This is a genomic window from Anaerobiospirillum succiniciproducens DSM 6400, from assembly GCF_000482845.1.
Classification (GTDB): domain Bacteria; phylum Pseudomonadota; class Gammaproteobacteria; order Enterobacterales; family Succinivibrionaceae; genus Anaerobiospirillum; species Anaerobiospirillum succiniciproducens.
In genome coordinates, this window is record NZ_AXWV01000091.1 from 1 (window position 1) to 12,583 (window position 12,583).

Here is a 12,583-nt window from a genome sequence, read left to right on the forward strand (position 1 = left end):
AAAAATTATCGGATTTACTGCTAAATTTATTAAATTGATCCAAAATTTAAAGAATTAGCGTATACATGGAATAAATTTTCATACGCACTTTTAGAGTGCGCAAAATGATTTAGTGCAACTTTTTTAGACAAAACTTAGTCCGTGCAAACAGTTATATGTGCACTTTTTGTCTGTTAGACTGTAAGCATACTAAGGTAATTTTTTATAAGCCACCCTTTTTATCGGCTCAAGCGTGATTTATATCACAGAGCGCTCCTCTTTACATAGACTAAGCCTATTATGGCCGCTAAGCCGTCAGCAAAAGCGCATATATATGCCCATATTTGGCACTAATACAACATTGTTCGGGTTAACTTACGCACAACACTAGCTTAATATTCAAATCGACACACCCAGGATAAGAAGATTCGGCACTTTGAAATGATTGAAAGAGCCATTACTCGTAATGACATCTATCTCCTTGGCATTAAGAGCTTGACCATGTTCCTCGTGATCTCCATGTTTTCCATTTATGAAGATTACACGCAGGACATTTTCTTAATGGTCTCGTTACTGCCGCTACTCATCTTATGCCTGCTCGATGCCTCTACCTGCAGCAACAGCGCTTACGCACCTCCCGCTTTAATCATGTGCGAGCATTAGACGAGGACAAGATCGACTTTTACATGACCCTCTAGCTCTAGAGCTCAGAGCTAAGCCGCCGCTGAAAAGCTATAAGTATTTGTGACAGCTGGTATCTATAAAGATGGCCAGTATGGTTACGTATGAATGCCATAGCATGACTGCGAGTAGATTGACGCTTATACAGCAAGTGCAGGCTGCAGCGCGGTTACCCGGCCATATAAGGATCACTGCTGCTTGAGGGGAAAAATAGAGTGGTGCATTCTTTGATGCGCAATGCCACCTGTCTAGAGTTAGGCTCTTTGGCCTGAGGCGGCATGCGTGGATGGCGGCTGTCTATAAATGTCTATTAATCAATAGCCGCTGAAGATGTCGAATGTAGAGACAAAAGCAAGTGGCAAATAAGAGCCTAAGACGCTGTTAATTGCTACAGGAAATGATGTAGTTAAAGAGTAAGTTTTTGTCCTATTGAGAATCCTTAGTGCGTGGGGCTTGAATGAGGATACTTGTCATGCCATAGGCTAGCCATGGTTTTTTGCTTTGCTTTGGCGATGATTTGCGGTCTTGTTAGGTTAGCTATGTTTTCGTTGGCATAATGTGCTTATGCTTTTAGCGCCTCATTTAATAGCAATGAGCGCAAATTTTTGCACAATCACGTAATTTAGATAGAGATTTGCTAAACTTGATGAGACTCATGCCTGAAGAATAGCGAGGTATTCAGGGCTTGAGGATAGATGCAGTCTTCTATGTTTGTTTTCCAATACCTAGCAAGTAGGCACCTTTTAACTAAAACCTTCTTCACCTGCTGATCTTTGATACGCCGAGCCTAGAGCTTGTCTTTTGTAGATGTATGGCGTGATCTTGGTGTTGCCGATGTTATAAGCACTGTACCAGCTTGATGCGAGCGCGGCTTGATAGCTTAGCTTAGTGTTCATCAAAAACACTCCTAGCTATGACTAGAAGAGATAAGTACTGTTTTGAACTCGTTTTTCATGGCTTGTGCTTACGTGCGTAAGTTGTTTGTCGGCCATCGGTGAAGGATATTTTGTTGTGCCGTTCTTGAAGATAAGAGCAGCCTTTAGTCAAGGTAGAGAGCTTAACTGGAGTTAAATAATGCTTGCCAAACCACTATCTTTGAAAGCATCAAGCCTGAGCAAAACACCGCTTGCTTTGGCTCTTTCACTTGCAATGGGCACTATTTCTACTGCGTTGTGGCCTGCTGCAGTTAATGCTGAGCCTAACATTACCGTGCTCAAGACTTTAGAGATGACTAATAGCTCTCCGGCTACAGTCTGTCTTACTATGTCGGGCCGCCAGGTAGTAGATGATAGCTTTAGTAACCTTAGCAAGAACGTTAAGGTAACTTTACGTAATCAGCCAGTGGATGTGCCAGTAGCGGTTACTCAAGGCAATCTGTGTATAGATAAGCTTGAGTCTGGTAAGACTTACAATGTGCTGCTCAAAAAGGGCTTAAAGTTTAAATCCGGAAGCACCTTAGAAGAGCCTATCAACCACAAGGTTACTATCTCTGATAGCGTTGCTCAGATTAAGCTTCCATACAACATCATTCTGCCAAAGAATGGTGCTAACGACTCTTTTACCGTAAAGACTGTAAATCAGAGCGCCTTTAAGCTTTCAATCTTCCGTATTCCACCAACTGTTTTAGATAATTACGACCTTACAGATCTTGAAGATAGTGAGATGTCCATGTACATGGCTAATCACTTCATGACTAATTTAGGTCGTCCAGTCTATGAGCGCATCTTTGATATCTCTAAAGGCACCTCTGTGGATGTCTTTGAGGCTAAGCAAGCTCTACAAAAGGCTGAAAATGAAGGCAAGGCTTTAATTGCCGCAGATGGTTCTACTCCAGAGGACGCGCTCAAAGCTCAAGTAGATGCAGCCAAGAAGTCTCGCATTAGCGATGAGATGCGTAATCAAGTCAAGAGCACCGAGATCAAGCTTAAAGACTTTGTCTCTAAGTCAGATCACGGCATGTACTTGATCGTAGCTACCGATCCACGTGTTAGCTACACCAATGGCTTCTCTTACAGTGATATGAACAACAAGTCTCTGCCTATCACTGTTAAGATGATGATGATTACTGATCTTGGCATGACTACTTACCGTGCCCAAGACGGTATCTTGGTCAACGTCCGTTCTTTAACCTCTGCTAAGGCCTTAAAAGACGTAAAGCTCAAGCTCATTGCCAACAATGGTGAAGTTTTAGCTCAGACCAAGACAAATAAAGAAGGTACTGGCTCATTTGCTAAAGAATTTGTAACTGGCAAAAATGCCCTAGCCCCTGCCAAGATCTTAGCTGAGGGTAAGAATGATTACTTCATTCAAAACCTCTCAGACGATGTCCTATACTTAGAAGACAATCAAGGCTCTAAGTCAAATAGCAATTATGAGGTCTATGCCTATACCGATCGTGGTATCTACAGACCAAATGAGACTGTGCACTACACTGCCCTGCTGCGCAATAAGCATCTGCAGGCAGTCAACTTGCCACTTACTTTAAAGATCGTTAACTCCTATGGCTCTGAGTTATCCTCACACCTTTTAAGTGATTCAGCTATGGGTGGTTACAGCCTTGACTTTAAGATCCCTCAAGGCACAGTTAACGGCCGTTACAATGCCATGTTGTATTTAGGCGACACTTTATTAGAAGATACCGCCTTTACCATTGGCTCATACGTACCTACTCAGATCAACACTGCCTTTATTAATAATGAAGGTGTGATCCCAGTTAATACTCCATTTAAGTTAAAGACTGCTACCAAGTTTAACTACGGCGGCACTGCCTCTAACTTATCTGGCTCCATGCGCATTACTCTGCGCCCAGATCAGCATCCGGTGCCAGCTGCAGCCAATGCCGCTAACAATCCTTTCTTAAAGAAGTTCCACTTTGGTCCAGATCAGCGTGAGTTTACAAATCTGACTAAGACTGAAGTAGTGACTGATCTTAAGAGTGATGCTGAAGGCGTAATGACCCATGAAGTATCTTTTGTACAAAGTCGCTTCCCACAAAAGGCTCGTGTTTCAGCCTCTGCTTTTGACACTAGTGGTCAAGAAGTAAGCACTGTTAAGACTTTCAAAGTGGCTTATAACAACCCACTTATTGGTGTTCGTCGCTTAGATGATGCCAAGAAGTCTTCTGATAAGGCCGAGTTTACTTTATGCTCATACCTGCAAGATGGTTCAACCTATCCGCAGGATGTTAAGTACTACCTCTTTAAGGAGTTTGTGGACTACAACTTTGTCTACGAGAATGGTACTTGGCGCTATGTAGTCTTCCACAGCCGTAACCTCGTGCATCAAGGCACCGTTAAGGTGGATAACCAAAGTCTGGATAAGGCTCTGATTAGCGCCGATTTAGAAGATGGCTCCTACGTACTTGAGCTTGAGTCTCCTAAGTCAGCTACTACCTTATCTTTCGTTAAGGGCTTTAGCTCCTCAATGGATAATCGAACTCCTGATCGCGTAGCTGTCTATGCCGATCAAGAGAGCTATCTGCCAGGCGATAAGATGATGCTCAGCTTCGATAGCCCATTTGATGGCTATGCCAACTTAGCCATTGGCTCAGAGGGCATTCAAGACTTTAGAACCTTTAAGGTAAACCGTGGTCACAATGAGGTAGATATCCAAATTACCGAAGATCTCTATCCACAAGGTCACGCCCTGCTATCTTTATTCTCACCAATTGATGAGAGCACTGCCGGTATCATCCGCGCAGTCGGCCTCGTTGATATCAATATGAACTCTGATGTGCATAAGTTCAACGTAACTACTAGCGCAGCAGATGAGATTAAGCCTGGCTCTACCTTTACCGTTAAGGTTAATGCACAAAAAGCCGATGAGGCTAAACAAGATAATAGCGCTGCCCAAGATAAAGAAACAGCTACTACAGGCACTGATGGTGACAAGGTCACCGGCTATGCTCGTGTAACCTTAGTTGACAACGGTATCTTAGGCCTTACTAAGTATGCTGCACCGGATCCAAACAAGGTCTTCATGCAAGATCGCGCCTATCAGGTAGATGTGTACGATCCATATAGCATGCTAATCCGTGATCCTAAGCAACAAGGTCAAGGCTATGGCGACGGTGCTGAGGATATGATGGCCAAGGCAACTGGTGCTATGTCATTAGACACTGTTTCCTTCAAGACTGTGGCTTTAGCCTCCCAAATCGTACCTTTAGACGCTAATGGTCAGGCTGAAGTTACTTTTGATGTGCCTAAGTTCTCAGGCTCACTTAAGTACATGACTGTCGCATGGGATGAAAACCGTACCGGTGCAAGCAATGCTGACGTGACTGTACGTGACAAGGCTGTGGCTACTATTGGCCTGCCTCGCTACTTAAATGTGGGTGATACCGTTCAGGCTCGCTTAAATCTGCACAACCTCAAGGCCAAGAACCATGACTTTAAGGTAGATATCTCTTGTGAGGGTGCCCTTAAGTGCTCTATGCAGTCTAAGCGTACTTTAAAGCCAGGTATTCGTGAGGATAACTACTTTGATGTTACTGCCATCTCTGATGGTATTGGCAAGGTAAACCTGACCGTTATTAACCCAGATTACAAGTACACTGACAGCTTCCCACTGCAGGTTACCTATCCTCAGATGGCTATGCTCAAGAGCTATGTAGCCCCTGTTGATGCCAAATCTAGCGCTGCTGTTGCTATCGGTGCCAATGACTTTAATGACATTGATGATGTGCTCATCAATCTGTCATCACTACCTTTTGTAAACCCTGTGGCCTTAACTGCAGAGCTTGATAAAGGTGAGGATACCTCTATCTCTGGTTTAGCTGCAGAGCTTGAGTCTAAGCTCCTATATGGCTCAACTTTAGTAGCTACCCAAGAGTCATTAAAGCAAGTTGAAGAGGCACAAGATGCTGATGAGGCACTTAAGGCAGCTAAGCCTTATGCTAATGCCGAGCAGCTTAATGCTAAGATTCAAGAAATCATCTTTAGACTCTTAGCTAGACAGCGTAGCTCAGGTAGCTTCTACAGCTGGTCAGATATTGATAGCCTCTATGCAGCAGATGTCATCATCAAGGCCTCTGAGGCAGGTCACAATGTTAACGCTGATGCTTTAGAGCGAGCCATTACCTATGTACGCTCAGTAGCAGCTACAGGCTCTGATCTATCTCCATATGCTTTATCGATTCTCTCCACCTTCGAGAGCATTAACCAAGCTGAAGTTCGTCGTATGCTCGATGAATATATTTATAAAAAGCCTTTTGCTCTAGCTCAGCTGGCAATTGCCCTCAATAACATCGGTGATAAAGCACGCGCTAAGATTGCATTGAATCAAGCTATGGAAGGCTTGCAAGAGTGGCAGTCAACCTATAACTCTCTGCTGGGCTTAGAAAGCCCAACAGATACGAGTGCTTTAGAGCTTATTGCTCAATTAGAAGGACTGCAAGTTGAAGGTCAGTACAATCTGCGTGAAGTTGCCTTTAGAGTAATTAACGCTGCACAGCAAATTGGTATGTACGATACTGTGGTCGCTACCTTTACCAATCTGCACGCTATCAACACAGCTCCTGACTACATCAGCGCCACCGAGGCTGCTGCCAAAATAAGAGCTGACTATAGCTTAACTGGCGGCTCTAACGTCGAGTCACAACGAGCTCTGCTAAGCTCCGATGAGATCGCCAAGCTCATGCAACCAACTGCCAAGGCATCAGCCGACAAGCCAGCAGCTGACAATGCCTCAGCCGACAAGCAAGCAGCCGATGGAGCAGCTAACCAGGCAACAACTGCCAATACCGAAGCTGACGCCTCTGCAGATGCTTCAGCTGAGCCTATGTCTCAAGATGCCGCAGTTAGCGATAAGCTCTACACAGTATCAGCTGGCAAAGTAAGCGTAAACAATACCAGCTCCAATAAGCTCTATGCCAACGTTACTGTCTTAGGCCAGTACAAGCATGACAAGATCATTTCTAACAAGGGCTTCTTTACTAAGGTAAACCTCTTCAACCGTGATGGTGCGATTGATCAGGCTAACTATGTATTCCAGCCTAATGAAGAAGTGCTCATGGAGATCTTTGTGGATAAGAATCAGCTATCCAATGATGACATCATCGTTAAGGCTAAGATCCCAGCAGGCTTTGAGTTTGTACGTCGCATGAAGCGTGATGACCCATCCTTTGGTGCTTTATTTGACAAGGATGACTCATACTCACTCTTCCCTGACATCAGTGACTTTAGCACCTCCGATGACACCATCAGTGCGCTCTTTAGACGCTACAACGTCGGCAATAGCTTCTCACTGTTTGTAGTCTTAAGAGCAGCTCACCCAGGCACCTTTACCCAAGGTGAGAGCATGGTTCAGTACAAGACTGACCCAGGTGTTTACGGCACCTTCATGAGCGACACCCCAATCACTGTGGCCAAACCAGGCAAATAGCCCAAATAGCTAACTAACGCCAAGAGCCACAGCGCCCGCTCATAAACCACAAACGCCCTCCTAGTGAGGGCGTTCTTATTCTAGGAGATTACTAATAACTTTAGCTCAGCCAAATGCCACCAAGGCTAGCAATGCTGTATGATTGAGCCACAGGCATACGCCAAATCCAAACAACAATCTGGGGGCATAATGCGCTTATCACTCTTAGCTTTATCATTAATATGGTTGCCATTTAGCGCTAATGCCGATGTGCTGCGAACCAATAACTTTGGTGACGTCTTTGACGGCAACTCCCCTTTTGCAGTTGGCAAGGTCAACACCTCTACAGCTGGCCGCTTAGTGACTGATCGCTTTGGTGACGTCTATGTAGAGGGCAGCCATTTTAAAGTTGGTCATATTGAGGGCGTATATAAAGCCGGAGAGCTGTATATGGATAACTTTGGTGACGTCTACGTAAAAGGCAGTCCATTTAAGGTCGATGCCAAGGAAGCTTTAAACCTTAAAGACTAATGCAGCAAGTCAAACACCCATCATAGGCTGAGGCAAAAATTTAGTTGCCACACGGCAAAATAAGAACGCGAGTCGCGCTTTACATACATCTCACGCCGTTTTACTAGCAAATCCGCTGTAAACCTAGCTTGGCTAATTGGTATAACTATTGCTTGTGTAATGAATGCCCGAAAACACTCTAAGTCATTGTTTTCAGGCGACACAAAGCTTAGTGGAGATTTGCTAGTTGGGCTTCTCTCTACTGATATGAAAAGGAGAGATTCATGGCTTTATATGTAAATACCAACGTGAGCTCGATTAATGCTCAACGTAAGCTCGCTAACTCCACTCTAGCTTTAAACACCTCATACCAGCGTTTATCCTCTGGCCTTCGTATTAATAGCTCCAAGGACGACGCTGCAGGCCTGCAGATCGCTGATCGCTTAACATCCCAGATTAATGGCCTAAACCAGGGTAACCGTAACGCCAATGACGGTATCGCCTTAGCCCAAACCATCGAAGGTGCCTTAGACGAGACCACCAACATGCTGCAGCGTATTCGTACCCTCGCTGTGCAGGCAGCTAACGGTACCAATACCGCCAAAGATCGTAAGGCCCTCCAAGAAGAAGTAAATTCTCTTTGCCAAGAAATTACCCGTATTGGCCAGAAAACAACTTTTGCTGGTGCTCATGTTCTGATGAGCGTTGGTGCCAAAAATGGTAACACCCCTCTGGATACGCTAAAAAATGCTGACGGCGAATATTACTTTCAAGTTGGCGCAAACGCTAATGACATGATTACATTAGCTATGTCTAGAGGCTTCCACATGTCTGGCATTGCAGCTATGGCAACCCTGACTGCTCAGGCCAATAAAGCTGATATTACTAAGTCGGGTCTCATTTTAAGTAATAATGCCGTACGTTGGGCTGTGTGCCAGGCAAGCTATGCTCAGGCCACTTTAGCCAACATCGATAAGATGATTGAAGCAGTTGATTCTAAGCGTGCGGCCCTAGGCGCAATCCAAAATCGTATGGAAAGCACCATCCGTAATCAGAGTTCCATCGCTGAGAATGAGTCTGATGCACGCTCACGTATTCGTGACACTGACTTTGCATCTGAGACTGCAGCTTTAACTCAGAACCAGATTATCCAGCAGGCTTCACAAACCATCCTGTCACAGGCTAACCAGCGTCCTACCGTGGCTCTGAACCTGTTAGGCGGCCGTTAGGAGATAGCAAATGGCACTGTACGTTAATACCAATGTTAGCTCCATCAACGCTCAGCGTAAGCTTGCTAACTCTACATTAGCCCTGAACACCTCATATCAGCGTTTATCCTCAGGCCTTCGTATCAACAGCTCCAAGGACGACGCAGCAGGTCTTCAGATCTCTGATCGCTTAACAGCCCAGATTAATGGCCTCAACCAGGGCAACCGTAACGCAAACGACGGTATTGCATTAGCTCAGACCATCGAAGGTGCTCTCGACGAGACCACCAACATGCTGCAGCGTATTCGTACCCTGGCTGTTCAGGCTGCCAACGGTACTAACACCGCTAAAGATCGTCAGGCCCTCCAAGAGGAAGTTAACTCCCTGTGCTATGAAGTAAGCCGTATTGCCTATAAGACCACCTTTGCAGGCGCTAATGTTTTGATGAGTACCGGTGCAAAGAATACCGCTAACGGTCAAGGCGGTGGTAACAACGCCAAAACTTTGGATACTCTCAAGAACGGCTCTGGCGAGTACTTCTTCCAGGTTGGAGCCAATGCCAACGACATGATCAATCTAAAGATCTCCAGTGGTTTCCACATGTGGGGTATCTTTAGTATGCTCGGCCTTGATAAGAACAAGATCCAGCAAACTGGCGGTATGTCACTGGCAGGCAAAGCAGACAAAATGGGCCTATACATGTCTGCAAATGACAAGTTCTCAGCTTTACGCTGGGTTGTATCAACTCCAAGCTGTGCACAAGCTACTCTTGCAGGTATCGATAGCTTTATTGAGAAGATCGATAGCCAGCGTGCGGCCCTAGGCGCAATCCAAAATCGTATGGAAAGCACCATCCGCAATCAGAGCTCTATTTCTGAGAATGAATCCGATGCGCGCTCACGTATTCGTGACACCGATTTTGCATCTGAGACTGCTGCTTTAACTCAGAACCAGATTATTCAGCAAGCCTCTCAGACCATTCTGTCGCAGGCTAACCAGCGTCCTACCGTGGCTCTGAACCTGTTAGGCGGCCGTTAGGAGATAGCAAATGGCACTGTATGTTAATACCAACGTTAGCTCCATCAACGCCCAGCGTAAGCTTGCTAACTCTACCTTAGCCCTGAACACCTCATATCAGCGTTTATCTTCCGGTCTTCGTATCAACAGCTCTAAGGACGACGCAGCTGGCCTGCAGATCTCTGATCGCTTAACAGCCCAGATAAATGGCTTAAATCAGGGCAATCGTAACGCCAACGACGGTATTGCCTTAGCTCAGACAATCGAAGGTGCGCTCGACGAGACCACCAACATGCTGCAGCGTATTCGTACCCTTGCAGTTCAGGCTGCTAACGGTACCAATACCGACAAAGATCGTCAGGCTCTCCAAGAGGAAGTAAAGTCTCTGTCTTTTGAGATCTCTCGTATTGCTAAGAAGACCACTTTCGCTGGCGCTCAGGTTCTCGACGGTGGTGGCAACAACACTCTCATGCGCAAGGTAGCTGCTGCCGGTGGTGGTGGTGGCGGCGGTGGCGGTGGTGCTGCAGCTAAATATGAGTACTTCTTCCAGGTCGGAGCCAACGCCCAGGACGAAATCACATTAGAATGCGGTTCTTTCGATATGAAAGGCATCATGTGCATGGCTAACGAGACCAGAGGTGCAAACGACAAAATTAAGTTTGCAGGCAACGATGCAGACGCCGGCGGTGCTCAAGGTTTCGGTATTAAGGGTGATCTTGCAAAACCTTCTGAGGCCTACTTCGTTGTAAACAAAGCCTCTACTGCCCAGAAGACTCTGCAGTACATTGATGATTTCATTGCAGCTGTAGATTCTAAGCGTGCGGCCCTAGGCGCAATCCAAAATCGTATGGAAAGCACCATCCGCAATCAAAGCTCCATAGCTGAGAATGAGTCTGATGCACGCTCACGTATCCGTGATACTGATTTCGCTTCTGAAACTGCAGCATTAACTCAGAACCAAATTATCCAGCAAGCCTCTCAGTCCATTCTGTCTCAGGCTAACCAGCGTCCTACTGTAGCCCTGAACTTACTCGGCGGTCGCTAGGATCTAATACAAGTTTAGTTTTCTCATATCGCTTAAGGCCGCTCTCTCATAGACGGCCTTATTTAGCAGACTGTTTATTCGTAAGTGGTATGCATACCATTTACGAATAAATAGATTGCAATGCTAAGTGGAGATGGTGCTTCTAAGGCGTTTCTCTACTCAAGGTCATCTAAGGAGAGATTCATGGCTTTATACGTTAATACAAACGTTAGCTCCATCAACGCTCAGCGTAAGCTTGCTAATTCTACCCTCGCTTTAAACACCTCATATCAGCGTTTATCCTCAGGTCTTCGTATCAACAGCTCCAAGGATGACGCAGCAGGCCTTCAGATCTCCGATCGCTTAACATCCCAGATTAATGGCCTCAACCAAGGCAACCGTAATGCAAACGACGGTATTGCCTTAGCTCAGACCATTGAAGGTGCTCTTGACGAGACCACCAACATGCTGCAGCGTATTCGTACTTTAGCTGTTCAGGCTGCTAACGGTACCAATACTGACAAAGACCGTCAGGCCCTACAAGAGGAAGTAAAGTCTCTTTCATTCGAAATCTCTCGTATTGCTAAGAAGACCACTTTCGCAGGCGCACAGGTTCTTGATGGAGGCGGCGCAAATACCCTCATGCGCAAGGTTGCAGCTGCCGGTGGTGGCGGCGGTGGTGGTGGTGGTGGTGCTGACAAGTATGAGTACTTCTTCCAAGTCGGAGCTAATGCCAAGGACGAAATCACATTAGAATGCGGTTCTTTCGATATGACCGGCATTATGTGCATGGCTAATGCGATTAGACCAGCTAACGACAAGATCCAATTCAAGAATACAGAGGCAGATGCCGGTGGTAACGGTGGTTTTGGTATTAAAGGCGAAGCCAACAAGCCATCTGAAGCATACTTCGTTGTGGCTAAGGCCTCCACTGCACAGAAGACTCTGCAGTACATTGATGAGTTCATTGCAGCTGTAGACTCCAAGCGTGCGGCCCTAGGCGCAATCCAAAATCGTATGGAAAGCACCATCCGTAATCAGAGCTCAATTGCTGAGAATGAGTCTGATGCAAGAAGCCGTATTCGTGATACTGATTTCGCTTCTGAAACTGCAGCATTAACTCAGAACCAGATTATTCAGCAAGCCTCTCAGACCATTCTGTCACAGGCAAATCAGCGTCCTACCGTGGCTCTGAACCTCTTAGGCGGACGTTAGGAGATAACAAATGGCACTGTACGTTAATACCAATGTTAGCTCCATCAACGCTCAGCGTAAGCTTGCTAACTCTACCCTCGCTTTAAACACTTCATATCAGCGTTTATCCTCAGGTCTTCGCATCAATAGCTCTAAGGATGACGCTGCTGGCCTGCAGATCGCTGATCGCTTAACATCTCAGATAAATGGTTTAAATCAGGGTAACCGTAACGCAAATGACGGTATTGCTTTAGCTCAGACCATTGAAGGTGCGCTCGACGAGACCACCAACATGCTGCAGCGTATTCGTACCCTTGCTGTTCAGGCTGCCAACGGTACTAACACCGAGAAAGATCGTAAGGCTCTCCAAGAAGAAGTTGATTCTCTCTGCGCCGAAATCACTCGTATCGGTCAAAAGACTACCTTTGCAGGCGCTCATGTTCTTATGAGTGCTGGTGCTAAGGGTGCAAATAACGCTGCTCTTGACACCTTAAAGGATGCTACAGGCAAGTATTTCTTCCAGGTTGAATTTAGTGAAACACCTCTGAAAGACTTTTTGGTGCTGCAATCTCGCAAACTTGTCTTTTCCCGCGACTTAGTTTGCCACTA

At 45.8% G+C, this 12,583-nt stretch carries 8 protein-coding genes; all 8 read left to right on the top strand.

Going from position 1 to position 12,583, the window contains the following annotated elements:
- The first annotated feature begins 420 nt into the window (after window positions 1-420).
- Window positions 421-642 carry a hypothetical protein gene (locus H524_RS0110750; RefSeq protein WP_027940221.1) on the top strand — a complete coding sequence of 74 codons (222 nt, stop codon included), beginning with the start codon at window positions 421-423 and terminating at the stop codon, window positions 640-642.
- Between the two features lie 1,092 nt (window positions 643-1,734).
- Window positions 1,735-7,041, top strand: coding sequence for an alpha-2-macroglobulin family protein (locus H524_RS0110760; RefSeq protein WP_044122100.1), 5,307 nt, complete (start codon window positions 1,735-1,737; stop codon window positions 7,039-7,041).
- Between the two features lie 189 nt (window positions 7,042-7,230).
- Window positions 7,231-7,551 (top strand): hypothetical protein, encoded by a 321-nt coding sequence (locus H524_RS0110765; RefSeq protein WP_156907602.1) that lies wholly within the window; start codon window positions 7,231-7,233, stop codon window positions 7,549-7,551.
- A gap of 263 nt (window positions 7,552-7,814) precedes the next feature.
- A complete protein-coding gene (locus tag H524_RS0110770; RefSeq protein ID WP_027940224.1) occupies window positions 7,815-8,759 on the top strand; it encodes a flagellin N-terminal helical domain-containing protein in 945 nt (314 codons plus the stop codon).
- A 10-nt stretch (window positions 8,760-8,769) separates the two neighbouring features.
- Window positions 8,770-9,777 (top strand): flagellin N-terminal helical domain-containing protein, encoded by a 1,008-nt coding sequence (locus tag H524_RS0110775; protein WP_027940225.1) that lies wholly within the window; start codon window positions 8,770-8,772, stop codon window positions 9,775-9,777.
- 10 nt (window positions 9,778-9,787) lie between these two features.
- Window positions 9,788-10,801: a flagellin N-terminal helical domain-containing protein gene (locus H524_RS0110780; protein ID WP_027940226.1), complete on the top strand. Its 1,014-nt coding sequence runs from the start codon at window positions 9,788-9,790 to the stop codon at window positions 10,799-10,801.
- A 183-nt stretch (window positions 10,802-10,984) separates the two neighbouring features.
- Window positions 10,985-11,995 (top strand): flagellin N-terminal helical domain-containing protein, encoded by a 1,011-nt coding sequence (locus H524_RS0110785; protein ID WP_027940227.1) that lies wholly within the window; start codon window positions 10,985-10,987, stop codon window positions 11,993-11,995.
- Window positions 11,996-12,005: 10 nt separating this feature from the next.
- A partial coding sequence (locus H524_RS0110790) for a flagellin N-terminal helical domain-containing protein (protein ID WP_027940228.1) occupies window positions 12,006-12,583 on the top strand: 578 nt, incomplete at its 3' end.

Bases quoted from the DNA above. Each gene is read 5' to 3' on its own strand.
- H524_RS0110775 (WP_027940225.1), top strand. From the start codon at position 8,770: ATGGCACTGTACGTTAATACCAATGTTAGCTCCATCAACGCTCAGCGT.
- H524_RS0110765 (WP_156907602.1), top strand. From the start codon at position 7,231: ATGCGCTTATCACTCTTAGCTTTATCATTAATATGGTTGCCATTTAGC.
- H524_RS0110760 (WP_044122100.1), top strand. From the start codon at position 1,735: ATGCTTGCCAAACCACTATCTTTGAAAGCATCAAGCCTGAGCAAAACA.
- H524_RS0110770 (WP_027940224.1), top strand. From the start codon at position 7,815: ATGGCTTTATATGTAAATACCAACGTGAGCTCGATTAATGCTCAACGT.
- H524_RS0110750 (WP_027940221.1), top strand. From the start codon at position 421: ATGATTGAAAGAGCCATTACTCGTAATGACATCTATCTCCTTGGCATT.
- H524_RS0110780 (WP_027940226.1), top strand. From the start codon at position 9,788: ATGGCACTGTATGTTAATACCAACGTTAGCTCCATCAACGCCCAGCGT.
- H524_RS0110785 (WP_027940227.1), top strand. From the start codon at position 10,985: ATGGCTTTATACGTTAATACAAACGTTAGCTCCATCAACGCTCAGCGT.